Annotated in this window: 18 protein-coding genes; 9 read left to right on the plus strand and 9 right to left on the minus strand. The window is 72.5% G+C overall.

Annotated features, from left to right (window positions below; translation table 11 throughout):
• The 4 genes from ABEB00_RS24590 to ABEB00_RS24605 form a co-directional block, all read right to left on the minus strand.
• A partial coding sequence (locus ABEB00_RS24590; protein ID WP_345622332.1) for a beta-ketoacyl synthase N-terminal-like domain-containing protein occupies positions 1-4,839 on the minus strand: 4,839 nt, incomplete at its 3' end.
• Positions 4,840-5,209: 370 nt separating this feature from the next.
• Positions 5,210-5,908 (minus strand): HAD-IA family hydrolase, encoded by a 699-nt coding sequence (locus ABEB00_RS24595; RefSeq protein ID WP_345622333.1) that lies wholly within the window; start codon positions 5,906-5,908, stop codon positions 5,210-5,212.
• Between the two features lie 84 nt (positions 5,909-5,992).
• Positions 5,993-7,063 carry a Gfo/Idh/MocA family protein gene (locus tag ABEB00_RS24600; RefSeq protein WP_345622334.1) on the minus strand — a complete coding sequence of 357 codons (1,071 nt, stop codon included), beginning with the start codon at positions 7,061-7,063 and terminating at the stop codon, positions 5,993-5,995.
• A 29-nt stretch (positions 7,064-7,092) separates the two neighbouring features.
• Positions 7,093-8,259 (minus strand): DegT/DnrJ/EryC1/StrS family aminotransferase, encoded by a 1,167-nt coding sequence (locus ABEB00_RS24605; RefSeq protein ID WP_345622335.1) that lies wholly within the window; start codon positions 8,257-8,259, stop codon positions 7,093-7,095.
• 161 nt (positions 8,260-8,420) lie between these two features.
• Here ABEB00_RS24605 and ABEB00_RS24610 point away from each other — a divergent pair, with 161 nt between their 5' ends.
• The 4 genes from ABEB00_RS24610 to ABEB00_RS24625 all read left to right on the plus strand — a co-directional run bounded on the left by ABEB00_RS24610 (position 8,421) and on the right by ABEB00_RS24625 (position 12,205).
• Positions 8,421-8,861, plus strand: coding sequence for a type II 3-dehydroquinate dehydratase (locus tag ABEB00_RS24610; RefSeq protein WP_345622336.1), 441 nt, complete (start codon positions 8,421-8,423; stop codon positions 8,859-8,861).
• The gene (locus tag ABEB00_RS24615; RefSeq protein ID WP_345622337.1) at positions 8,858-9,823 is read left to right on the plus strand and encodes an ROK family protein; all 966 of its coding nucleotides are present in this window, start codon (positions 8,858-8,860) and stop codon (positions 9,821-9,823) included. Before ABEB00_RS24610 ends, ABEB00_RS24615 begins: the two co-directional genes overlap by 4 nt.
• A 197-nt stretch (positions 9,824-10,020) precedes the next feature.
• The gene (locus ABEB00_RS24620; RefSeq protein ID WP_345622494.1) at positions 10,021-11,046 is read left to right on the plus strand and encodes a 3-dehydroquinate synthase family protein; all 1,026 of its coding nucleotides are present in this window, start codon (positions 10,021-10,023) and stop codon (positions 11,044-11,046) included.
• Positions 11,047-11,446: 400 nt separating this feature from the next.
• Positions 11,447-12,205 carry an alpha/beta hydrolase gene (locus ABEB00_RS24625; protein ID WP_345622338.1) on the plus strand — a complete coding sequence of 253 codons (759 nt, stop codon included), beginning with the start codon at positions 11,447-11,449 and terminating at the stop codon, positions 12,203-12,205.
• Between the two features lie 1,038 nt (positions 12,206-13,243).
• On the opposite strand, the gene ABEB00_RS24630 is transcribed toward ABEB00_RS24625, so the two are convergent.
• From ABEB00_RS24630 to ABEB00_RS24650, 5 genes are all read right to left on the minus strand, one after another.
• Entirely contained in the window at positions 13,244-13,552 is a 309-nt protein-coding gene (locus ABEB00_RS24630; protein WP_345622339.1) for a hypothetical protein, read from the minus strand.
• A gap of 90 nt (positions 13,553-13,642) precedes the next feature.
• A complete protein-coding gene (locus ABEB00_RS24635) occupies positions 13,643-13,990 on the minus strand; it encodes a twin-arginine translocation signal domain-containing protein (protein ID WP_345622340.1) in 348 nt (115 codons plus the stop codon).
• A 548-nt stretch (positions 13,991-14,538) separates the two neighbouring features.
• On the minus strand, positions 14,539-16,590 hold the full coding sequence (locus tag ABEB00_RS24640; protein WP_345622341.1) for a beta-galactosidase: 2,052 nt from the start codon (positions 16,588-16,590) through the stop codon (positions 14,539-14,541).
• A 163-nt stretch (positions 16,591-16,753) separates the two neighbouring features.
• Positions 16,754-16,936, minus strand: a complete 183-nt coding sequence (locus tag ABEB00_RS24645; protein ID WP_345622342.1) for a hypothetical protein — start codon at positions 16,934-16,936, stop codon at positions 16,754-16,756.
• 755 nt (positions 16,937-17,691) lie between these two features.
• Positions 17,692-18,693, minus strand: coding sequence for a LacI family DNA-binding transcriptional regulator (locus tag ABEB00_RS24650; protein ID WP_345622343.1), 1,002 nt, complete (start codon positions 18,691-18,693; stop codon positions 17,692-17,694).
• 222 nt (positions 18,694-18,915) lie between these two features.
• Between ABEB00_RS24650 and ABEB00_RS24655 the strand changes: the two genes are divergently transcribed.
• The 5 genes from ABEB00_RS24655 to ABEB00_RS24675 are packed head-to-tail and all read left to right on the plus strand — an operon-like array spanning position 18,916 to position 23,850.
• Positions 18,916-20,220, plus strand: a complete 1,305-nt coding sequence (locus ABEB00_RS24655; RefSeq protein WP_345622344.1) for an ABC transporter substrate-binding protein — start codon at positions 18,916-18,918, stop codon at positions 20,218-20,220.
• A gap of 51 nt (positions 20,221-20,271) precedes the next feature.
• Complete coding sequence (locus tag ABEB00_RS24660) at positions 20,272-21,243, plus strand: carbohydrate ABC transporter permease (RefSeq protein WP_345622345.1); 972 nt, start codon at positions 20,272-20,274, stop codon at positions 21,241-21,243.
• The gene (locus ABEB00_RS24665) at positions 21,240-22,133 is read left to right on the plus strand and encodes a carbohydrate ABC transporter permease (protein ID WP_345622347.1); all 894 of its coding nucleotides are present in this window, start codon (positions 21,240-21,242) and stop codon (positions 22,131-22,133) included. The genes ABEB00_RS24660 and ABEB00_RS24665 overlap by 4 nt, the downstream gene beginning before the upstream one ends.
• 8 nt (positions 22,134-22,141) lie before the next feature.
• On the plus strand, positions 22,142-22,738 hold the full coding sequence (locus tag ABEB00_RS24670; RefSeq protein ID WP_345622348.1) for a hypothetical protein: 597 nt from the start codon (positions 22,142-22,144) through the stop codon (positions 22,736-22,738).
• Positions 22,735-23,850 (plus strand): Gfo/Idh/MocA family protein, encoded by a 1,116-nt coding sequence (locus ABEB00_RS24675; RefSeq protein WP_345622349.1) that lies wholly within the window; start codon positions 22,735-22,737, stop codon positions 23,848-23,850. The genes ABEB00_RS24670 and ABEB00_RS24675 overlap by 4 nt, the downstream gene beginning before the upstream one ends.
• The last annotated feature ends 58 nt before the right edge of the window (positions 23,851-23,908 follow it).

A 23,908-nucleotide genomic window follows, 5' to 3' on the forward strand; every position in this document is an offset into this window, starting at 1 on the left:
CATCCCCACCCACTGCGCACCCTGACCCGGAAACACGAACACCGACTTGCCGTGCACATCCGCCACCCCGGAGACCACCTGAGGGGTGGTGCCGGAGGTGTCTCCGGCCGGTGTCAGGGTCCGGAGTTCGGCCTCGCCGCCGAGGACCACGGCCCGGTGTTCCAGGGCGGCGCGGGAGGTGGCGAGGGTGTGGGCGATGGCGGGGGCCTCGGCGCCGGGGCGGGAGGCGACGAACTCGGCGGTCCGCTCCGCCTGTTCGCGCAGGGCCTGCGCCGTGCGTGCGGAGAGCGGCCAGGGCACGGCGACCGGCGGGGCGGGATCCTCCGCGGCCGGGGTGTCGTCGGCCGGTGCCTGTTCCAGGATGACGTGGGCGTTGGTACCGCTCACCCCGAACGAGGACACCCCCGCACGACGCGGCCGGTCCACCTCCGGCCACACCCGACGCTCCCGCAACACCTCCACCGCACCCGACGACCAGTCCACCTTCGACGACACCGCACCCACATGCAACGACGCCGGCAACACCCCGTACCGCAACGCCTGCACCATCTTGATCACACCCGCCACACCCGCGGCCGCCTGCGCGTGACCGATGTTCGACTTCAACGAACCCAGCCACAACGGACCCACGCCACCCTCACGCCGCCCGTACGTCGCCAGCAACGCCTGCGCCTCGATCGGATCACCCAACGCCGTACCCGTCCCGTGCGCCTCCACCGCGTCCACCTCACCCACCCCCAGCCCCGCGTCCGCCAGCGCCGAACGGATCACCCGCTCCTGCGACGGACCGTTCGGCGCCGTCAACCCGTTCGACGCACCGTCCTGGTTCACCGCCGAACCCCGCACCACCGCCAGCACCTCATGCCCCAGCCGCCGCGCGTCCGACAACCGCTCCAGCACCAGCACACCCACACCCTCGGCCCAGGCGGTGCCGTCCGCGGTGTCGGCGAACGGCTTGCAGCGGCCGTCGGCGGCGAGGGCGCGCTGGCGGGAGAACTCGGTGAACGACGTGGGCCGGGCCATCACGGCGACGCCGCCGGCCAGGGCCATGGAGCACTCGCCGTCCCGCAGCGCCCGCGCCGCCAGGTGCAGCGCGACCAGCGACGACGAGCACGCCGTGTCCACGGTCAGGGACGGACCCTCCAGCCCCAGGGTGTACGACACCCGGCCCGAGGCCACCGAGCCCGCGTTGCCGGTGCCGAGGTAGCCCTCCAGGCCGTCGGGGACCTCGCCGAGGTCGGTGGCGTAGTCGTGGTGCATCAGGCCGGTGTAGACGCCGACCTGCTGCCCCTTCAGGCTGGTCGGGGCGATGCCGGCCCGCTCCAGGGCCTCCCAGGAGGTCTCCAGGAGCAGCCGCTGCTGCGGGTCCGTCGCGAGGGCCTCGCGCGGGGAGATGCCGAAGAAGACGGCGTCGAAGTCGGCGGCTTCGGTGAGGAATCCGCCGTGCCGGGTGTAGGAGGTGCCGGGGACGGTGGGGTCGGGGTCGTAGAGGGCGTCGAGGTCCCAGCCGCGGTCGCGGGGGAAGGGGGTGATGGCGTCGACGCCGTCGTCGACCAGGCGCCACAGGTCGTCCGGGGAGGCGACCCCGCCGGGCAGCCGGCAGGCCATGCCGACGATCGCGACGGGTTCGTCGGCGCGGGCGGCGGCTCGGGGCTCGGTCCGGGGCGGGGTGGCGGGCCGGTCGAAGAGGCGGGCGCGCAGGTGGGTGGCGATCGCCTCGGGGCTGGGATGGTCGAAGGCGAGGGTGGCCGCCAGCCGCAGCCCGGTCGCCTCGGTGAGGCGGGCGCGCAGGGCGACGGCGGTGGCTGAGGTGAAGCCCAGTTCCTTGAACGGGCGGTCGGCGCGTATCTCGTCCGGGGTGAGCGAGGCGAGGCGGGCGGCTTCCCCGAGGACCAGGTCCAGCAGGGCGCGCTGCCGGTCGGTGTCGGTGGCGCCGGCCAGTTCCCGCCGCAGGGCCGCGGCGGTGTCGCCGTCCGGGGCGGCCTGGGTGGCCGGGCCCGCCGTGGTGTCGATGAGGTCCCGCAGGGGCGCCGGGACGGTCCGCGGGGCGGGCGCGTCGAGCCCTTCGGCGTCGAGGCGCAGTACGAGCAGCGAGGCGTGGCCGACGAGTTGCGCGGCGTCGGACATGGCCGCGGTCTCCTGGGCGGTGAGCCGGCCGAGGCCCGCCGGGGCGGGGCGTCCGTCGTCGTCGGCGGGTCCGGTGTGCAGGATCTGGGCGGGCAGGCCGAGGCCGGTGCGGTGCTGGACGAGGGCGTCGAGGAAGAGGGCGACGGCCGCCTCCTCCGCCGTACCCGGGGCGCCGAGCAGGCCGGTCGCGGGGGTGTGCACGACGAACGCCGGGAGGTCGTCCCGGTCGTCGCCGGAGGTCACGGCGTGCAGGTTGATCGCGGCGGACAGGGCGTCGGCCAGTCCGGGGAAGACGGCCCCCGGGGTGTGCACGACGGTGGTGAAGCGGACGCCGGGGGTGGCGAGCCAGGTGTCGAACGCGGCGCGGTCGGCCAGGTCGACGGCGTGCAGGGTGACCTCGGCGCCCAGGGCGGTGAGGTCGGCCGCGAGGACGGCGGCGGACCGGTCGGCGGGGCCGTGGACGCTGGTCAGCAGGACACGCCGGACACCGCGGCCGGCCACCAGGTGGTGGGCGGCCGTGGCGGCGGCGGGCCCGTCGGCGCCGGTGATCAGGACGGCCCGGTGCGGGTCGAAGCGGGCAGGCGGTTCGCTGTGGGCGACGGCGGCCGAGACGCGGGCGGCGCGGGGCCGCAGCGGTACGCCGTGCCGTACGGCGAGTTCGGGTTCGCCGGAGGCGACGGCGTCCAGGAGGGCGGCCGGCGCGTTCTCGTCGGTGTCGAGGTCGACGAGGACGAACCGTCCGGGGTGGGCGGCCTGGGCGCTGCGGACCACACCCCAGAGCGGGGCCTGCACCGGGTCGGGGGCCTGGCCGTCGCCGACGGCGCCGCGGGTGACGACGGCCAGCCGGGTCCCGGCGAGGCGTTCCTCGGCGAGCCAGGCCGTCAGCCGGTCCTGGAGGTCGCGCACCGCGGCCGCGACGTCGGCGCCGAACGGACCGGAGGTGCGCAGTCCGGTGCCGGGGCTGAGGAGTGCGATGTCGGGCAGGTCCCCGGCGGCGGCCAGGGCGGCCGGGTCGGGGTGGACGGTGGCCGCGCCCACCGCGGTGGCCAGGCCGAACGGGTCCGAACCGAGCACGGCGAAGGTGCCGGCGCCGGTACGGGTACCCGGTACGGAGGACAGCGGCAGCCAGTCGACGCGGAAGAGGTGCTCGTAGTGGCTGCCGCCGGCGGCGCGCAGCCGGGCGGGGGTGTCGAGCAGCACGTGCCGGGTGATCTTGCCGGAGGCGGTGCGCGGGATGCGGTCGGTCTCGTACAGCTCCTCGGGCACCTTGAAGTACGACAGGCGGGCGCGGCAGGCGGCGAGCAGCGCCTCGGGGTCGAAGCCCTCCTCGTCGGGGACGAGGAAGGCGACGGGCACCTCGCCGAGCACCTCGTGGGGTTTGCCGACCACGGCGGCGTCGGCGACACCCGGTACGGACCGCAGGACCTCGTCCACCTCGGCGGGGTGGATGTTCTCCCCGCCGCGGATGATGAGTTCCTTGATGCGGCCGGTGATGGTCAGGTAGCCGGTCCCGTCGCGGCGGGCCAGGTCGCCGGTGTGGAACCAGCCGTCGCGCAGCGCCTCCTCGGTGGCCTCGGGCTGGTTGTGATAGCCGAGCATGACGTTGGGTCCGCGGACCCACACCTCGCCCTCCTCCCCGTCGGTGACGTCCCGGCCGGTCTCCGGGTCGACCAGCCGCACGGACAGGCCGGGCACCGGCAGACCGCAGGAGCCCTCCACCCGGGCGCCGGTGGGCCAGTTGACGGTGATGGAGCCGCAGGTCTCGGTGGAGCCGTAGGCGTCGATGAGGGGGGCGCCGAAGGCGTCCTCGAAGGAGCGGCGCAGTGCGGCGGTGGTCATGGCGCCGCCCACCAGACACACCCGCAGGGCGGGGGCGCGGAAGCCGTCCTCGCGGGCGGCGCGGACGAGCTGCTGGTACAGGGTGGGCACGCCGGCCAGGAAGGTCGCGGACTCCTCGCGCACGGCCTCCAGCACGTCCTGCGGGGCGAATCCGTCGAGGATGCGCGCGGTGGCGCCGACGGCGGTGACGGCGTGGACGCAGGCGATGTGGGAGAGGCTGTGGAACAGCGGCAGCGGCCACACCACGCGGTCGTCCGGGCCGAGCCCGGGGACGGGCACGTAGCAGGCGGCGACCGACCACAGGCAGTTGCGCTGGGTGGACAGCACGCCCTTGGGGCGGCCGGTGGTGCCGGAGGTGTAGAGCATCCAGGCGGGGTCGTCCAGGCCGAGGTCGTCGCGGGCGGGGACGGCGGGTTCGGTGCGGGCGAGCTGCTCGAACGACAGGGCCCCGGCCGGCGCGGGTGCGTCGCCGGTCACCACGAGCCGCAGGTCGGGCCGGTCGCGCAGCAGCGGTGCGAAGGCGGCGGCGTGCGCGGCGTCGGTGATGAGCAGCCGGGCTCCGCTGTCGTCGAGCAGGTGGGTCAGTTCGGCCGCGGTGACGTGGGGGTTGAGCGGTACGGAGATGCCGCCGGCGCGCAGGATGCCGAAGTAGCTCTCGATGACGTCGACGCCGTTGCCGAGGAGGATCGCGGCGCGGTCACCGGGCTGGAGGCGCTGGGCGGCGAGGTGTCCGGCGATGTTTCCGGTGCGGGTGTGCAGTTCGGCATAGGTGACGCCGCGGGCCGCGTCGCGGAACGCGGTTTTGTCCGCGCTGTCACGGGCGTGCCCGGCCAGCAGTTCGGGCAGCGGCCGGATCAGCTCGGTGCGCAGCATGCCGTCACTCACTTCCTCACGTCTTGAAAATGGTCGACCGGTCGCCCCGCCGTGGCGCGGGATATTTTTCGGTACGGGGCCCGGATTCGGCCCCACGGCCGTCTCGCGGCCGTCTCACGGCCGTCCCGCGGTCGAATGGGGTCGGTGGTCCGGAAAGCAATAGGGGGCGCGGGCAGCGGAATGGGGATTTCGTTCCAGTGTGCTGCGGGTCCGGTGCGCCGACCCCCCTGACCGGACCCCTAGGGGGGCCCTGTTCCCGCCGCCGGCCCGGAAGGCCGGCGGCGGGGAGGCGGTTTTCCGGCGGCAGGCGTGCGCGAGGGCCCCGGCGGTCGCCGGGGCCCTCGGACAGGCGGTGGTGCGAGGCGGTGGTTCAGCGCGGGGACACGGGCGCGGGGAGCAGCGCGAGCAGGTCGTCGGGGTGGCGCAGTACGGCGTCGGGCCGCTCGGCGAGGAGCGGTCCCTCCTCGCTCTCGCCCCACAGGGCCGCGACGGCGCGGACGCCGGCGCCCCGGGCGCTGGCCAGGTCGGTCACCGCGTCACCGATCATGACGGCCCGTCCGGCCGGGACGCGCAGCAGTTCCAGGGCCCGCAGCACGATGTCCGGGGCCGGTTTGGCGCGGGGCACCTCGTCGGAGCCGAGGACGTGGTCGAAGTGACCGAGCAGGCCGAGCCGGTCGAGGAGGGAACGGGCGCGCGGGCCGGACTTGCCGGTGGCGATCGCCAGCCGGGTGCCGCGCGCGGTGAGCGCGGTGAGCAGTTCGCGTACCCCGGGGAAGACGGTGACCTGGCCGGCGAGCCGGTAGCTCTCGCGGACGAAGGGCTCCTCCAGTTCCAGGGGCAGCCCCATGATGCGCATGATGTCGGGGAAGTAGCGGCCCAGATGACGGCAGTACTCCTCGAAGGGCGGTTCTCCGCCGCCCACGACCTCGGCGTAGGCGGTGAGGAACGCCTGCCGCATCACGCCGAAGCTGTCGACGACGACACCGTCGAGGTCGAAGATGACGGCGTCGGCTGGAGCCAGGACGGCGAGCGCGGAGTCGTCCGTTCCGGTTGGCTGGTGGCTGGACATGGTCTCTCCCTGTGGGTGAGGGCGCCGCGCGCGGACGCGGGTGCCGGCCTCCGGGGCCGCGGCCGGCGCCCGGAGCGCGCCGCGTCAGGCGACGGACGCGGTCTCGGCGGTGTGCGGGCGCGGGACGCGGGCCGAGGCGTAGAGGCGCTCGACGACCGAGACGGTACGCCGGGACCGGGCGGCGGCGACGCCGCGGGCGGCGGGGTCGGCGAGCTGCGCGGGCAGCAGGTCCAACTGCCGCTCGTACTCGGCGCCGATCGGTTCCCCGGGCAGCGGCACCTCGGTGGTCACGCCGTCGCGGGTACGGGTCAGACACACCGGCAGACGATTCGGACTGAAGCCGAAGGTGCAGGTCAGGGTGGCTGTCCCGGCGGCGCCTTCGACGGTGATCCGGGTGGTGTCGACCGGTTCGTGGGAGGCCCAGCCGGCCCGCAGGGCGACCGAGACGCCGGTCTCGGTGACCAGGAAGCCGCGCGCGGTGTCCTCGACGTCCCCGGTGCCGGCCGGCCGGTCGCCGCCGCGCCAGCCGGCGGTTCTGCCGCGGTCGTTGACGAAGTCGGCGGAGACCGTGCCGAGCACGTCCCGGAAGACCGGGTCACCGCCGATGACGGCGGTGGCCGCGTCGAGCAGGTGCCAGCCGAGGTCCACCAGGGCGCCGCCCCCGGCCCGCCTGCGGTCGGTGAACCAGCCCCCGCCGTCGGGCACGCCGCCCGCCCGTACCCAGGACAGGCCGACGTGTCGCAGCGGGCCCAGGGCGGCGGCCGTCTCGGCCAGCGCCCGTACGTCCTGGCGGTGTGCCGCGGCGCTGCCCGCCAGCAGCACGGCGCCGCCCGTCCGTTCGGCGGCCGCGAGCCGGTCCGCCTCGTCGACGTCCAGGCAGACGGGCTTCTCCAGGAACACCGGAATGCCGCGGGCCAGCAGTTGTTCGGCCACCGGGGCGTGCAGGTGGTTGGGCACCGCGACGACGGCGAGGTCCACCGCTTCCGGCCGCAGCGACCCGGCGTCGGTGAGGAGGTCGGCGCCCTCGGGCACCGCGTCCTCGGCCACCGGGCCCGGTTCGACGACGGCGGTGACCCGGTAGGCGGGGTGGCGGGCCAGCCGCGGCAGCCAGATGGTGCGGCCCGCCCAGCCCAGTCCGACGACCGCGACCCGCACCGGCGCCGAGGGCTCCTTCGACCCGACGCTCACCGGGCGGCCAGGGCGTCGGAGAGGATCTCGGCGATGTCGTACATGTTCCGCTCGGTGCCGAGCAGCGTGCGGTGGTGCAGCCAGATCCCGTCCTCGGTCAGCGCCTCGGTGTTCGGGCAGGCCGCGGCCAGCCGGTCCACGGTGGTGTCGGGCGCGCCGGTCTCCCAGAAGCCGTCGGAGCGGTAGATGGCGCGGAACACCACGAAGGCGGGCAGCCCGCGGGCGATGAGGTCGTCCACGAGGGCGTTGCGCCGCTCCTCGCCGAGGCCGGGGACGCGGAACATCGCCATGTAGTGCGGGACGCGGTCGGCGCGCTCCTCGCGGCCCTGCGGCACCACGCCCGGGATCTGCTCCAGCAGGCTCCGCAGCAGGCCGGCCCGTTCCTCGCGCAGGGTGATCTGGCCGTCCAGACGGGCCAGTTGGGCGCGCAGTACGCTCGCGGAGAACTCGTTGAGCCGGAAGTTGGAACCGGACGTCCGGTGGAAGTACCTGCGGTCCGTGGGCGGCCGGCCGCAACTGTGCCGCAGGAACGCCTCCTCGTGGAGGAAGGCGTCCGGGAAGGTGACCGCGCCGCCCTCGCCGGCCGTCATCAGTTTGCCGTTCTGGAAGCTGAACGCGGCGACCGAGCCGAGTTCGCCGACCCGCTGCCCGCGCCACTGGGCGCCGTGCGCGTGGGCCGCGTCCTGCACGACGGGAACGCCGGTCTCCGCGGACAGTTTGGCCAGCGCGTCCATGTCGGCGAAGTGCCCGGCCATGTGGACCGGCATGATCGCCCGGGTGCGCGGGGTGACGGCGGCGGCCGTCGCCTCGATGTCCAGGCAGTACGTGTTCAGGTCGACGTCCACGGGTACGGCGGTGGCGCCGAGCCGCTGGGCGGCCTGGGAGGAGGAGATGAAGGTGAACGCCGGCACGATCACCTCGGTGCCGGGGCCGACACCCAGGACCTGAAGGGCGAGTTCCAGGGCGTGGGTGCCGTTGGTGACGGCCAGGGCGTGTTCGGCACCGTGGTAGGCGGCGAATTCCCGTTCGAAGGAATTCACCTCGTCGCCGCCCATGCGCCACCACTGCCCTTGGTCCAGGGCGCGGATCAGAGCGGCCCGCTCGGTGTCGTCGTACTGGGGCCACGCGGGGAAATCGGGTACGGGGCGTTCGCTGGTGCTCATCGTGGTGAGCCACCTTTCCGACTGGGGTCCGTGGAAAGGCAAGCTAACCCAGAGAAATAAGGGCCGTCACCTCCCCTACCCACCCCCCTGAAAGACCCTTGTCCGCAAACTCCCGGAAGAACTCGGAACAGTGGCCGAATCGGCGCTGATATAACCGGTGCATGAGCGAGCTGCTATTGCTGAACGGCCCGAATCTCGGAATATTGGGCCGCCGTGAGCCGGAGATATACGGGACCGACACCCTCGCCGATGTCGAGGCGGCGGTGGCCGAGGAGGTGGCCGGCCGCGGCTGGAAGGTCGTCTCCGTACAGCGGGAGTCCGAGGGGCAGTTGATCGAGGCGGTGCAGGACGCGTACGACACGGTCGGCGCGATCGTGAACCCGGGGGCGCTGATGATCGCCGGCTGGAGTCTGCGGGACGCGCTCGCGTCCTATCCGCGGCCCTTCGTGGAGGTCCACCTGTCGAACGTGTGGGCGCGCGAGTCGTTCCGCCACGAGTCGGTACTGGCGCCGCTGGCGTCGGGGGTGATCGTGGGCCTGGGCGCCCTCGGCTACCGGCTGGCGGCGCGGGCGCTGCTGGCCTCGGTGCCCGCGGCCCGATGACGACCGCGCGAGCCGCGTCCGGACTGCTCGGCATCGACGTGGGCGGTACGAAGGTGGCCCTGCGCGCCGAGCCGGCCGGGCCGCCGCACCCGCCCGGCGCGCCCCGGACCGCCGGGCCGGCCGAGCGCTCCGCGGACGCCCTGCTGCACTGGCCCGCCGCACGGGGCGCCCGGTCGGACTGGGCGGCCCTGGAGGCGGAGGTGACCGGCCTGCGCGAGCGGTGGGGCGCGGACTTCCGGGCGATCGGCGTGGCGATCCCGGCCGCCGTGGACGGCGAGGGCCGGGTGACCGCGTGGCCGGGCCGGCCCGGCTGGGAGGGGTTCGCGCTCGGGGGCGCGCTGCGCCGCCTGTTCCCCGGCGCGACGGTGCGGTGGGCCGACGACGGGGACCTGGCGGCGCTCGCGGAGGCCCGGTACGCCGGGTGCGACCACGTGGTCTACCTGGGGGTCGGTACGGGCGTCGGCGGGGGTGTCGTGCACGGCGGCGCGCCGTTGCCGGGTCCGGGCCGCGGCTCGTGCGAGGCCGGCCATCTGGTCGTGGACCGGCGGGGACCGCGCTGCGACTGCGGGCGCCGCGGCTGTCTGCAGGCGACGGCGTCCGGCCCGGCCACCCTGCGGCGGGCGGCCCGACTGCGGGGCGCGCCGGCCGACTTCGCCGCGCTGCGCGCCGGACTCGCCGAGTCGGCCGGGTGGGCCGAGGAGGCCGTGGCGGAGACCTGCGCGGCGCTGGCGGCCGGGTTCGTGTCGCTCCACGAGCTGTTCCGTCCCGAACTGGCCGTGCTGGGCGGTGGTTTCGCCGAGGGGCTGCCCGGCTTCACCGATCGGGTCCGGGCCGCCACGGCGGAGCTGGCCCGCCCCGGTTTCCCCGCTCCGCCGCTGCGCCCCGCCGCGCTCGGCGGGCTCTCCTCGCTCCACGGCGCGCTGGCACTGGCCCGTCGACACCTTGAGGGAGACACACGTTGACGACACACCCGACCACCCGGTCACCGCACCCGGGCGGGAACGACAGGAACACCGGGAACGACGGGAACGATGTCCTGGACGAGCACGCCGGGAGCACCGGAAACGACGGGAACGACGAGCACGCCGGACAGCGCGGCGGCGCGGCGCGGGACGGCCGCCCGCCGGTCCCGTCCGGGGCCGCGGTCGACGACGGCGGTCTGCGCCGCGTGGACGTGGCCCTGGGCGAACGCGCCTACCCGGTGCTCATCGGGCCCGGCGCCCGGCACCGGCTCGCCGGGGTGCTCGCCGGCCTCGGCGCCCGCAAGGTGGCGGTGGTGACCGCCCGCCCGCGCGCGTCGCTGCCGTCCACGGGGCTGGAGACGCTGGTCGTGGAGGCGGAGGACGGCGAGGAGGGCAAGTCGCTGGCGCGGGTGGAGGAGTGGTGCCGCAGGTTCGCCGCCTGGGGACTGAGCCGGGCGGACGTCGTGGTCTCCTGCGGTGGCGGCACCACCACGGACGCGGTGGGACTGGCCGCGGCCCTGTACCACCGGGGTGTTCCGGTGGTCCACCTGCCCACCTCCCTGCTCGCCCAGGTCGACGCCAGTGTGGGCGGCAAGACCGCGGTCAACCTGCCCGAGGGCAAGAACCTGGTGGGCACCTACTGGCAGCCCCGGGCCGTGCTGTGCGACACCGACCATCTCGCGACGCTGCCGCCGCGCGAGCGCGTCAACGGCTACGGGGAGATCGCCCGCTGCCACTTCATCGGCGCGGGCGACCTGCGGGGGCTGCCGCCGGCGGAGCAGATCGCGGCGAGCGTGGCCCTGAAGGCGTCGGTGGTCGCCGCCGACGAACGCGACTCGGGACTCCGGCACATCCTCAACTACGGCCACACCCTGGGCCACGCGCTGGAACGCGCCTCGGACTTCCGGCTGCGGCACGGCGAGGCGGTCGCGGTCGGCACGGTCTTCGCCGGACGACTGGCCGGTGCCCTCGGCCGGATCGGCCCGGACCGGGTCGCCGAGCACCACGAGGTGGTCGCCCACTACGGGCTGGCCACCGCCCTGCCGCCGGACGTCTCCTCGACCGCGCTGCTCGCCCTGATGCGGCTGGACAAGAAGGCCACCACCGGCCTCTCCTTCGTCCTGGACGGCGCCCGCGGCGCCGAACTCGTCCGGGACGTCCCCGAGGACATCGTGGCGCACACCCTGGACGCCATGCCCCGGGGCGCCGCGCGCGGCGACTGACGACTGACCGCGGTCAAGGAGACGGCCGGCCAGGGAGTCTCCCTGGGGCCCGAGAAGGGCCGATGACCCTGCGCTCGTCCGCGGCCTCCGGGTTCGCGGGACGAGAAGGCCCCCGCGGGGTCGGCAGTCCCGGGCAGGGAACTTGACGGCCCCGGGCCTGCGCAGGCCGCCCCAGCTCGGCGGACGGGCCGGCCGGGCAGCGGGCTGCGGAGGGGGAACTCCGCGAAAACCGTTTGGCGGAGCAGGGCCGGCCACTGCTACCTTTCCGGAGGCCGTGCGAGGAAGCGAGGAGGTGGTACCCGTGATCACAGTATCGACGTGGGTGCTCTCCTCCGGGGTCACGGTCGGGCGGTAGGTCGTCCGGGAGCGCCGTTCCGGTGCACTCCCGAAAGGCACGACCATGCATGTCACTTCCGAGCGACGCCTCGACGACGGCATCCTCGAACGTCACTTCACCCTCGGTGAGATCCCCGGCATCCTGTGGACGCCCGAAACCGCGTCCGCCTCCGCACCGGTGCCGCTCGTCCTGCTCGGCCATCCCCCGCTCGGGCTGCGCACGATGTACCCCCGGCTGGTGGCCCGGGCCCGGCAGGCCGCGGCGGCGGGCTTCGCCGCGGCCACCATCGAGCTGCCCGGGAGCGGCGAGCGGCCCCGTTGGCCCGCCCTCGACCGGGCCCGCGCCGATCTGCGCCAGGCCATGCTGACCGGCGAGCCGGTCGGCGAAGAGATCATCGACGCCCTCGTCCTCCCGCTGGTCGACAAGGCGGTCCCGGAATGGCAGGCGGCGCTGGACGCCTTCCTGACGCTGCTGCCCGAGATCGGCGGTCCGGTCGCTTACTCGGGGGGAGTGATCTCCCTCGGCATCCGGCTGGCGGTGGTCGAGCCGCGCATCGTGGCCGCCGGTCTGTTCGCGGGGAGTCTGGTGCCTCGCGTCATGTTCGAGGAAGCCCGGCAGGTCACTGTTCCGCTGCACGTCCTCCTGCAGTGGGACGACGAAGGCAACGACCGGCAGGCGGCCCTGGACCTGTTCGACGCCTTCGGCTCCGAGGAGAAGACGCTGAACGCCAATATGGGCGGTCACACCGGCGTCCCGCGGTCGGCGGGGGACGCCGTAGCGGCCTTCTTCGCCCGGCACCTGCTGCCCGGCCGATCGTCGTGACCCGCTGACCCCGACCCCGAATCCGACCCCGACCCCGACCCCGACCCCGGTCAAGGGCTCCGGTCCCCCACTGGTCCCAAGTGGTCCCCAGCAATGATCAAAGGCCGGTTTCGGACACCTCCGAAACCGGCCCTGACCTGCGACTGTCTCCAGTCGGGACGACAGGATGTGAACCTGCGACCCCTTGACCCCCAGGAGTATGGGTGATCCCTTTTGTGACCACAAACGATGGGCGCTGGGCGCCCTGCCCGCTCGGCGACGGCGTCCCGCCCGTGGCAGCGGGCTACCTCAGCGATGAGGTCGGGCTCGGCACGGGAACCACGGTGTTCGGAGTAGTGATGATCGCAGTGGCACTCGACCTGGCGAAGCGGCACAGGAGCAGTGTCCGCGAGCGACCTCTACGACGGACAGCGCATCGACGCACGTCTGGCCGACGACGCCTGGACGCTCCCCGACTTCGATGACAGCGGCGATCCCGCTCGCCCGTGGGAGTCGAAAGCCGACAACGGCGTCGTCGCGACGGCGAGTGCCTACCGAAGCGCCGTCATCGCCTCCGACACCGCGGCGATCCTGGGACGAGCAGCCGACCAGGGAGAGTTCACGGAAATGGCCGCGGGTCTCCGCCGGCTGGGATTCCATGCCCCCGACGGAACCGAGCCGAAGCCACCTTCGGGCCAGGAGACCACACGGTGGTGGCGGACACCGACGAAGCAACGGGCGCACACATCCCGTGGCAGCGAGGATGAAACATCTCCCGTTGGCAAGTCAGGCGGAGTCTGTTTCCTGAGTGAGCCGGCCACCAGCCGCACCAAGGTGGCACGGCCGTCCACCGATGACCGGCTACCAGTTCCCGGCTGCCGGGGAGAGGATACGGTCGGCGTCCCCTCCGGCGGGCGAACCCGTGGCCAGGACGGGAAGTCCGAGGGCACCGCCGAGAACAGCCGGTCACAGTCCCCGCGACGACACGGCCTGCTCGGGCCGGTGAACGCCGCGTGGCCGGTACCCGAGAGCGTCGGAGACGCCTGCGAGGTCGGAGAGTTACCAGATGATCGCCAGCCACATCTCGGTGCCTTGCAGGGTCGGCTGGGTCTCCGGAGCGCTCCTGGTCGTCGGATGGGGGGCCTTGAAGGAGAAGCCCTCGCCGTCGACCCATCGGCCGAGCGCGTCGGTCAGCAGGCGCCCGGCCAGGGTCATGGTCTCGTCGGTGCGGTGACCGGTGGTGCGGGTCAGCCACAACGGGTGGGCGATGTCGAGGATGTTGCAGGCGGTCTGCCGCTCCGGGCGTGTGTAGCGGATGTCGCGCGCGTGCTGGAGAACGGTGTCGACGACTCGTTCGGGACGGGGCACGGGGAGACCGAACTGGGCGAAGGTGCCGCGGCTGGCACGGTAGAAGCCGTTGACCGGGAGGAGCAGACCGTCGGCCGCGCTCTCCTTCCCTCACAGGCCGGTGCGGGGGAAGGTCCAGCGCATACCCCACGCACAGGATGTGGTACTCCGTATGTGGTACTCCGTGTCGTCCGCGAAGGGCCCGTCAGCGGACCCGAGTGGCAGCGGACGGCCGTCGGGTCCCAGCGGGGCGACACCGTTCCTGTCGCGCCAGATGTAGCCGCCTGCCTCCATCTGGGACGCCCAACTGATGTCGGCGCCCTTGACGAAGGCGGCGGCATGGGCCGGCCCGGTGCCGAGGCGGCTGCCGAGGGTGACGGCCGCGGCGGTCGCCGCCGTGCCGGTCAGGAGGGTGCGGCGGGACAGGCTGGAAGCGGGCCGGCCATCGATCCGACTCATGTTCTGCCTCCTCGAAGAACAGGGACGATTCCAGACGGCAGGGCAGGGCAGGACAGGGCGGGGCAGGGCGGCGGCCGTAGGGTTCACCGCGTGTCGCACAGGACGCGGCCGCACGCGAAGCCTGCCGAGCGTGCCCATGGGTTCAGCTTCGATCGGTACTTCGGTACTCAGGAAGGGGACGGGCCGGTACCGGCGACGTCACCGCACCGCGCGAGGCACCGCGCGAGGCTTCTTCGCGGGCATGACCCACGTGCCGTTTCCACTCGGTGTCACCCGAGTCACAGCCGGTACGGTGCTCGCCCTGGGGAGGCGCGTCAACCCTCCCCGCACCACTGAATATTAATTATGCATACATCTTGACGCGCGTGAGGGTCAGGCCGACGATGTGCACGACTCGTCGAGCCCCCAGAAGGGACCGCCCACCATGGACAGTTGCCGGTCAGCGGTGCCGGTGCACGACCCCATGGAAGAGGAACGACGCCGGCGGGCCCGGTCTCGGGACCGGGCCCGCCGGCAGGTGTCCGGCCCGTCAGTACGTCAGCGCGGGGCTACGGCGTCGAGGCAGGGGTCCCCACCCCGTCGGCGTGCTGAAGCACCTCGACGACGTCGGCGTCGAACGGCGCGAGGGTGAAGCCGCTCTCGGCGTGGGTGCGCTCGTGCAGGACGCTGCGTGTAGGGCCGGGTGTGCTGATCGGCTTGCTCTCGCCGTCGAGATTCACGTAGAGCAGATGCGTCGCGTCGAGGGCTCGTGCCAGGACACCCCGCGGCACCGGGAGGTCGGGGCGGATCTCCCGCAGCTCGGTCTCGGTGTCGAGGACGAGGTCGATGAGCGGACGCCGGGCCGGTGTGCCGACGTAGACGGCGCGGCCCTTTCCGTAGTCGTTGACGGTGACCACCGGGTAGTCGCGGTCGAGCCCGGTGCTGCGGGCCGTGACGCGTGCCGTGCCGGGGTGGATCTCGTCGATGCGCGGTGCCTCGACGCGAAGGCGCCTGTCGCCGTAGACGATGTCCAGCTCGTCTCCCTGTGGTTCGCCGGCGGTCAGCTCATGGAGAAGGCGTGGTTCCTGGTAGGCCCCGAGGCGGACGCCGAAGACGTCGGCGAGGAGGCCCGGCCGGATCGTGGTGAAGACCTGGCCGTCCTCGGTGACCAGGGCGGAGTAGGAGGTCATGACGACTGTCCCGCCGTCGGCGACGAAGCGCCGGACGCGTTCCGCGGTGTCCTCGTCCAGGAGGGCGACGCCTGGCAGGACCAGGATCCGGTAGGGCAGGGCACTGCGGCTCACGTCGACCACCCGCTGGTCGAGGTTGCGTTCGAGGACCGCGTCGAAGCACGTCTGGAGCTGGACGTCGTGCTTTTCCGGCAGCGAGGCGCTCGCGAGCTGGCTGGGGAAGGAGAAGGCGAGCGCGATCTCGGCCCGTGACCGGTAGGGGAAACCGCAGTGCTGGATGCGGGCGAACTCAGCCGCGATCTGCCGGTACTCGTCGTACTTCCGGTTGGGTTCGCCGTCCCAGTCCACCATTCCCTGCAGGTACTGCTCCTCCCCGCCGTGCATCGTCTGCCAGGTCCAGCCGCAGACCATCTGATTGCCCATGAGCAGCGAGGCGTAGGCGCTTCTGCGCACCGAGCCGGGCACCGCGGTCATGGTCGTGAACTCGGTGCACCAGAACGGAGTGTCGCTCTCGAAGCGAATGCGGGCGATCCCCATGAGGGCCTCGCTGAGACCGGTGTCGTCCGTGAGCGACAGGCCCGGATAGAAGCCCATGCCGTCCCGGCTCATCCGTCCCGAGTAGGCGATCTCCGCGTAGTCGAAGTAGCGTCCGCGGTCGGCTTCGGTGTAGTACCAGGAGTTTCCGGTGACGAACACGCCCGGGGCGTTGGCCTCGACGCGGCCGATGACGGACAGCAGGAACTCGGTGATCTCGCCGGAGACGAAGCGGCGGAAGTCCAGCACCCGCTCGGGGGCGCCCTGGACGGTCCCGGACACCGGCAGTCCGACCTCGTCGAAGTCGCCGATGCGGCGGGACCAGCGCTGGCTCGCCCAGGCGCGGTTGAGGCTCTCGATGGTCGCGTGGCGCTCGCGCAGCCAGGAGACGAAGCGGCGGCGGACCGTCTCGGAGTACGAGTAGGGGCCGTCGCCCGGCTCGTTGTCGACGCCGAAGGCCACAAGGGCCGGATGGCCGGCGTAGCGGCGGGTCAGGGCGTCGGCGAAACGGAGCGCGTGTGCGCGGTACTCGGGGTCGCCGGCGTCGACCATGTACCGGGTGTTGGGGTACAGCGCGTTCCCGGACGGGTCCGTGATGCCGATGCTCGGATGTTTTCGGTGCAGCCAGATCGGGGCCGGCCGTACGGCGATGTCGAGTATCACTCCGATGCCCGCGTCCCGCATGAGGTCCATGACCTCGTCGAACCAGGCGAACTCGAAGCGGGCGTCGGTGGGTTCGAAGCTGTCCCAGGCCAGGTGACCGAGACGGGCGACGGTGAACCCGGCCTCCTTCATCATGCGGATGTCGCGTTCCCACTGCCGCGGGTCCGAGTCGTGCGGATGATAGTTGGCCCCGACGTACAGTCTCGCGGCGCAGTGTTCGGGGCGTTCGGTCATCGAGACACTCCCGTCGGCCCGTCGCCGGCTCCGGACGCCTGTCGACCGGGGTGATGCGGGGTTTCACTGGTGTGGTTCGAGTGCAATGTCCGCGTTTCCTGTTCGTCTGGTGTCGCGTGCGGTGCCGGCCGGCCGGTGGTGGCCGCCCGCCGGCCACTGGTGCTCAGCGCCGCCGGCCGGGGATCGGGGCCCGGGCCCGGTCCATGGCGGCGACCAGGGCCGGGTGCTTCCCGTCGACGGTCATCGCGCCTGGGCGGCCGGCACGGGTGGCGCCCTGCCCGTTCACGAGGGTGGTCACGGTGCAGGTGATGTCGAGGGCCCCGCCCTCGACGGACACCCCGGTCATCACCGGGGCACCGGCCGGCCCACAGGCCGCGCCCCGCCGTCGTCCGCTCCCGCTCGGACCCGTGCTTCTCTACGGCCGACGCCGTCCATGGTGGTTGCCTCTCGTCGGTGCGATCGGAGACGTATTCCCGTCGGCACGCGGCCTCGCCGCGGCTTCGCGCTGTGGCCTCCGGCACTGTTCCGGGCTACGTGCCCGGCCCTCCCGTGAAGATTTCCGTGAGCGCTCCCGTGAACGCTCACGGAAAGGTCCACGCAGACGCTACGACGGCGTCACCGGTCCGTCAAGGCTTGCGGTGCGAGGCCGATACGGACAGGGAGAGCCTCGGACGGGAACCCGCTGACGCACCGCGCTCAGCGGGCCGGTCCCTCTTCCGGGCGGCGCGCCACCACACCGGGGCGGCGGGAACGATGCCCGCCCGCACCTCGATCAGGCCCGCCGGCACCACCCGATCAGGCCCGCCGAGCCGACCGGGGATGTCGGCACCGACACGTTGTGGTGGGCCGTTCCGGAATCACCGGCCGGCGCCGACCGCGGGACTCGGCCGAGGCCGTGCTGCGGCCGACCCCGCACCCGATCCGATCGAAACCACACTCGCGCGCGGCCCCTGTCCGCCCTGTCCCCGACCGGCACCGCCCGCATCCGGCTCCGTCGGCACGCCCCGCCCCGCCCCGCTCACCCGCGACGACCTCGGTGATCCGCAGGAGCGCCGGGCCGCCCCACGGGGCCGCCGGACACCACGGCATGCGGTGATCCGGTCACGCGGATTCCCGCCACAGCGGCTGTGGGGTGACGGTGCGGACGATCGATTCGCGCGGACCGGCGTCGGATGCCTCCAGCAGTGTGTCCACGATGTCCGCCGCGGTGTTCGCGACGGCGGACCGGTCGATGGACAGGGTGGACAGCGCCGGGGTGGTGACGCTGCCGAGCGAGAGTCCGTCGATCCCCACGACGCGGACGTCGTCCGGGATGGACACGCCCAGGGTGTGGGCGCCATGGACGGCACCCATCGCCATCAGGTCGTTGAAGACGAGCACGGCGTCGAGTCCGGGTGAGGTGTTCCAGAGCCGCTGGAAACCGTCGGCGCCGCCGCGCATCGACTCCTCCGCCACCACGACCGAGCCGAGGGAGCCGGGACCCGCGAGCTTCTCGTAGGCACGTCGGCGCTGAGTCGGCTGGTAGGGGTTGGGGTCGGTGGCGGCGTCGGACTCGATGAGGCCGAAGCGGGAGGCGCCGCGGGCCCTCAGCTCGGTGAGCAGGGTCTCGATGCCATGCTCGAAGTCGAGGTCGACGGAGTGCAGGCCGGGCACGGCGGCCGTGCGCTCGAACATGACCACGGGAACGCCTCGGGCGGCGGCGGCGAGCGACGCCTGGTCGGCGGCGACGAAGTAGCCGAGGATGGCGTCGACCTGGCCGGCCAGAGTGGAGATCAGTTCCTGGTCGGTGCCCTGTTCACGTGAGCACACGACCACTTGCCAGCCGCGGGCGGTGGCGACGTCCAGGACCTCGGCGGCCAGTTCGGTGTAGTAGGGGTTGCGGAAAGAGGCGATCACGAGGCCGATCGCGTGGCTCTTCCGCCGCGAGGCGAGGTTGCTGGCGAACCGGCTCGGGCGGTAGCCGAGTGCCTCCGCCGCCGCCAGTACACGCTGCCGCGTCGTGGGGCTGATCTCCGCCATGCCGTTCATGGCCCGCGTGACCGTCTGCCGGGAGACTCCGGCCTCCCGGGCGACGTCCTCGATGGTGATCCGCTGTTTGGCCACTGCTTCTCCCCGCTGCTGGACGACGTTCATTATGCAGGCGCCCGGTCGGCCGAACGACCTCCTCGGAACCGGCTATTGACGCTGCCGAAGCACGGACGTAACGTCTCCGCCAATCTACCGTGAGCGTTCACGTGATCGCTCACGGGGTGGGGCCCGTACATGAGCTGGGGCGAGTCACACCCACGGATCGAGCCGATTCACCGTCGAATCGAAGGGACTCCCATGAGAGGTCGCACAGTCCGCCGGGGCCGCTTGAGCGTGCTGGCCGCAGCCGCCTTCACCCTGGCAGGAACACTCACCGCGTGCTCGTCGTCGCCGAACGACGTGGGCAGCGACGCCAAGCAGACGATCCGCTTCGTCTGGTGGGGAAACGAGGACCGCGCGAAGGCCACCGAGAAGGCGGTGGCACTGTTCGAGAAGCAGCACCCGAACATCGAGGTCCAGGCCGAGTTCAGCGGCTACCCCTCGTACGTGCAGAAGCTGACCACGCAGATCGCCGGCGGAGCCGCGCCCGACCTGCTGCAGCTCGACCGGCCCACCTTCGGTGAGTACCAGCAGAAACACCAGCTTGCCGACCTGTCGCCGTACCTGGGCAAGTCACTGAAGACCGACAGGATCCCGGCGAGCCTGCTCGCCGGCGGCAAGGCCGACGGCGGCCAGTACGCGATGCCCGCCGGGCTCACCACCGAACTGATCGTCTACGACAAGGAGCTGTTCGCCAAGGCGGGCGTCACCGTGCCGGAGAACGGCTGGGACTGGAAGCAGTTCGCCGCGGACATGGTGAAGGTGCAGAAGAAGACCGGCCGGGCCGGCACGTCCGACTTCGGCTGGTCCGTCGACCTGTTCGAGACGTGGCTGCACCAGCGCGGCAAGGCCCTCTACGCCAGCGACTCCACGCTGGGCTTCACCGAGGACGACCTCGCCGAGTACTGGAACATGCTGGGGTCGCTGCGGGAGAAGAAGGCCATCACCGCACCGCAGATCACCACCAAGTCGGACGGCTCGGTGCAGAACTCGCCCCTGGTCGCCAAGGAGTCGGCGTCCGAGACCTCGTACGACTCCGGTGTGAGCAGCTATGTCACCAGCTACCAGGGCGGCACGCTCGCACTGGCGCCGCTTCCGACCGACAGCGCGACCGCGTCCGGCATGCCCGCGCTGCCGCCGGTCTACTACGGGGTCAGCCGTCGCTCGTCCCACAAGGAAGCCGCGGCTCTCCTGATGGACTTCCTCGTCAACGACCCGAAGGCCGGCGCGGTCCTGGGCACGACCCGCGGCACGCCGCCCAACTCCGACAACAAGGACACGGTCTGCGCCAAGGCCACCGGCCCCGAGAAGCAGACGTGCGACTTCCAGACGGCGATGGCCGGCCGGCTCATGCCGTCGGACTCCTGGTTCTGGCCCAGCGGCAGCGCGGCTCTCAAGTCCGACTTCCAGCGGGTCTTCGACGAGGTGATCTTCGGCGAGACCGGCGTGGCCGAGGGCGCGGCGAAGGTCGTACAGAACGCCGAGCAGAGTCTGAGCCAGTAAGGCACGTCTTCCGCGGCCCGTCGTGGCCGCGGGAGCAGAAAGGATGACGCGATGCCGACCATCGCACAGGCCCGCCCGGCGGGAGAGCGGGCGGAGAAGGCGCGACCCGAGGTGACGAAGGAGCCGCCCCCGCGCCGCTGGAAGCGGACCGGCGCCGCCTATGTGTTCCTGTCTCCCTGGGTCATCGGCGCCTCGCTGCTGACCATCGGCCCCATGCTGGCCTCGCTGTACCTGGCCTTCACCGACTACGACCTCTTCAACTCGCCCAAGTGGGTCGGGCTGCGGAACTTCGAGCGGATGTTCACCCAGGACGACCGCTTCTGGAACTCGGTGGCGGTGACGCTGAAGTTCGCCCTGATCTCCGTCCCGCTCAAGCTCGCCGTGGCGCTCGGCGTCGCGCTCCTGCTCAACAAGGAGCGACGCGGCACCGGTTTCTACCGCTCCGCCTTCTACGCGCCGTCGCTGCTGGGCGCCAGTGTCAGCGTGGCCCTGGTGTGGCGCTCCCTGTTCGGTTCCCACGGCTTCGTCGATCACTTCCTGGGCTTCTTCGGCCTCCACGTCGGCAGCATGGTCGACCAGCCCCGCTACGCCCTGCTCACCGTGATCGCGTTGGCCGTCTGGCAGTTCGGGGCACCGATGGTGATCTTCCTGGCGGGTCTGAAGCAGGTGCCCAAGGATCTGTACGAGGCGGCGGCCCTGGACGGAGCCGGACCGGTCCGGCGCTTCTTCGCCGTCACCCTGCCCATGATCACCCCGGTGGTGCTGTTCAACCTCGTCCTCGAAGTCATCCAGGCGTTCCAGTCGTTCACCGGCGCCTTCGTCATCGGCAGCGGCCGCGGCGGTCCCAGCGACTCCACGCTGCTCTACACCCTGTACCTCTACCAGCGCGGCTTCAACAACTTCGAGATGGGCTACGCCTCGGCCATGGCCTGGGTCCTGCTCCTGACCATCTCGATCATCACCGTCCTGCTCTTCCGCAGCTCGCGGAAGTGGGTCTTCTACACCGGGGAGGGCAACCGATGAGCGCCCAGGCGGCAACGCCCACCCACCTGACCGTGTCCGGCGGCGAGCCGAAGCGAGCGGGTGCCGCGCGCGGCGTGCTGTGGCACGTGGTCGTCATCGCCCTGGTCGTGGTGCTGATGTACCCCGTCGTGTGGCTGGTGTCGAGTTCCTTCAAGCCCGCCGGCGAGATCCTGTCCAACCTCTCGGTGCTGCCCGAGCACGCCACGACTTCCCACTACGGCGACGTCTTCGGCGGGGTCGCCGGCTACAGCATCTGGCAGTACTTCGGTAACTCGCTGGCCGTCTCGCTGCTGTCCGTGATCGGCAACGTGCTGTCCTGCGCCCTGGCCGGTTACGCCTTCGGCAGGCTGCGCTTCCGCGGCCGGGGGCCGCTGTTCGCGTTCATGCTCTCCACGATCATGCTGCCGCACCACGTCGTGCTGATCCCGCAGTACATCATCTTCCAGCAACTCGACATGGTGAACACCCTCTGGCCGCTGGTGCTGCCGAAGTTCTTCGCCACCGAGGCGTTCTTCGTCTTCCTCATGGTGCAGTTCGTGCGCGGCCTGCCCCGGGAGCTGGACGAGAGCGCGACCATCGACGGCTGTGGTCCGTTCCGCACCTTCTGGTACGTGATCCTGCCGTTGCTGCGGCCGGCCGTCATCACCACCGCGATCTTCACGTTCATCTGGACCTGGAACGACTTCTTCAGCCAGTTGATCTACCTCAACGACCCGTCGAAGTTCACCCTGCCGCTGGCGCTGCAGATGTTCGTCGACCAGGGCAGCGACTCCGCGTTCGGACCGATGTTCGCCATGTCGGTGCTGGCCCTCGTCCCGATCGGGCTCTTCTTCGTCGCCTTCCAGCGCTTCCTCGTCGACGGCGTGTCCACCTCGGGGCTGAAAGGATGACCGCGACCGTGCGGACCACCGTCCCCCGGGCCGCCGGCCGCGAGCCGCGCACGGGCCTGATGCGTCACCTGGAGCTGCCCGCCGAGGTCCTGTTCATCGGCGTGCTGGTCACCGTCGCCTCCCTGCCGCTGGTCACCTCGCTGGCCGCGGCCGGAGCCGGTGCCGTCCTGCTGCGGGAGAAGGCCGCGACCGAGCGGACGCCCACCGTGCGGCGCTTCGTCTCGCTGCTCGCCGCGTCCCTCCGGCAGCCGGTCGCCCTGCTCGCTCCCGCGGCCGCCTTCGCGGTGGCGGCCGCGGACCTGCTGGCGCTGGCCGCCGGTGTGCCCGGAGGACGGCCGGTCGGCCTGCTGATCGCCCTGGCCCTGACCCTCGTCGTGCTCGTCGGCCTCCGCGGCGCCGCCCGCTGGCGGCCCGGCGTGCCATGGCGTACCGCCCTGGTGGAGGCCGCCGCTGTCGTGCCGCGCGACTGGGGGGGCAGCCTGATGCTGGCCGGCGGGCTCGTGGTGCTGGCCGTCGTGGCCTTCGAGGTCCCCGCGTTCATCCCGGTCCTGCCCGGTCTGCTCGTCATGGCCGCCGTCGCGGTGGAAGGCAGGAGGACCCGATGACCCGCACCGTCGTGCTGGCCGGCACCTCCGGGTACGGCGCCACGTACCTGCGGGAGATCGCCGGGCTGGAGAAGGAGGGCGTCCTGCGCCTGGCGGGGTTGTGCGACGTGCGGCCTCTGGTCAGCAGCGCGCAGCCGCAGTTCGGGGACCGACTGTTCGACAGCCGCCTCGACCGCCTCCTCGACCTCACCCGCCCGGACGTGGCGATCGTCTCCACTCCCATCCACACCCATCTGCCGCTGGGCAGGGCGGCCCTGGAGGCCGGCTGCCACCTGATGCTGGAGAAGCCGCCCGCGCCCAGTGCCGCCGAATGGCGGGAGCTGGACGCGCTCTCCCGCCAAGCCGGTGTGAGCTGCCAGGTCGGCTTCCAGAGCCTCGGCTCCGGGGCCTTCGCCCGGCTCGCCGAACTGATGGCCGCCGGCACCCTGGGCAGGATCCAGGGCATCGGCTGCTACGGAGCCTGGACGCGCGATGCCGCCTACTATCAGCGCGCGGCCTGGGCCGGCCGACGTGAACTCGACGGCCGGCCCGTGGCGGACGGCGCCCTGACCAACCCGTTCGCCCACGCCACGGCCACCGCCCTGGCCCTGGACGGAAGCACCGGCTGGGACGACATCGCCACCCTGGAGACCGAGCTCTTCCGCGTCCGTGACATCGCCACCGACGACACCTCGTGCCTACGGCTGACCACCCGGCGCGGCACCGTCATCACCGTCGCGGTGACCCTGGCCGCGCGGGTCCCCGCCGAACCGGTCCTCATCGTCCACGGCAGCCGGCTCCGCGCGGAACTGCGCTATACCGAGGACGTCCTGGTGGTGGACGGCCGGCCCACCCGGTACGGCCGTACCTCCCCCCTGCGCAATCTCCTCGACCACCTCGGCGACCCCCCGGTCGCGCTGCAGAGCAGCATCGCCGCGTGCGGTGCCTTCACCCGGGTGCTGGAGACCGTCAACACCTCGCCCTCACCCCGGCTGCTCGACGACCGGTGGCTCGCGCGCGACGGAGAGGGACTGAAGACCCGCACCTATGTGCGCGGCGTCGAGGAGGCCGTGCGTGCCTCGGCCGAACGGCTGGCGACGTTCACCGAACTCGGTGAACCCTGGGCGGCCTGACCCCGCCCCCACCGAACCGGCGCAGTGCTGCACGCCGCCGCTCCCGACACCCCGCGGG

Origin of the sequence: Streptomyces ziwulingensis (genome assembly GCF_039542605.1) — a bacterium.
Taxonomy (GTDB): domain Bacteria; phylum Actinomycetota; class Actinomycetes; order Streptomycetales; family Streptomycetaceae; genus Streptomyces; species Streptomyces ziwulingensis.

What these genes read in the sequence shown, in the direction of transcription:
- ABEB00_RS24595 (WP_345622333.1), bottom strand. Translation starts at nt 5,908, where the DNA reads ATGTCCAGCCACCAGCCAACCGGAACGGACGACTCCGCGCTCGCCGTC.
- ABEB00_RS24605 (WP_345622335.1), bottom strand. Translation starts at nt 8,259, where the DNA reads ATGAGCACCAGCGAACGCCCCGTACCCGATTTCCCCGCGTGGCCCCAG.
- ABEB00_RS24610 (WP_345622336.1), top strand. Translation starts at nt 8,421, where the DNA reads ATGAGCGAGCTGCTATTGCTGAACGGCCCGAATCTCGGAATATTGGGC.
- ABEB00_RS24615 (WP_345622337.1), top strand. Translation starts at nt 8,858, where the DNA reads ATGACGACCGCGCGAGCCGCGTCCGGACTGCTCGGCATCGACGTGGGC.
- ABEB00_RS24625 (WP_345622338.1), top strand. Translation starts at nt 11,447, where the DNA reads ATGCATGTCACTTCCGAGCGACGCCTCGACGACGGCATCCTCGAACGT.
- ABEB00_RS24635 (WP_345622340.1), bottom strand. Translation starts at nt 13,990, where the DNA reads ATGAGTCGGATCGATGGCCGGCCCGCTTCCAGCCTGTCCCGCCGCACC.
- ABEB00_RS24640 (WP_345622341.1), bottom strand. Translation starts at nt 16,590, where the DNA reads ATGACCGAACGCCCCGAACACTGCGCCGCGAGACTGTACGTCGGGGCC.
- ABEB00_RS24645 (WP_345622342.1), bottom strand. Translation starts at nt 16,936, where the DNA reads ATGACCGGGGTGTCCGTCGAGGGCGGGGCCCTCGACATCACCTGCACC.
- ABEB00_RS24655 (WP_345622344.1), top strand. Translation starts at nt 18,916, where the DNA reads ATGAGAGGTCGCACAGTCCGCCGGGGCCGCTTGAGCGTGCTGGCCGCA.
- ABEB00_RS24660 (WP_345622345.1), top strand. Translation starts at nt 20,272, where the DNA reads ATGCCGACCATCGCACAGGCCCGCCCGGCGGGAGAGCGGGCGGAGAAG.
- ABEB00_RS24665 (WP_345622347.1), top strand. Translation starts at nt 21,240, where the DNA reads ATGAGCGCCCAGGCGGCAACGCCCACCCACCTGACCGTGTCCGGCGGC.
- ABEB00_RS24675 (WP_345622349.1), top strand. Translation starts at nt 22,735, where the DNA reads ATGACCCGCACCGTCGTGCTGGCCGGCACCTCCGGGTACGGCGCCACG.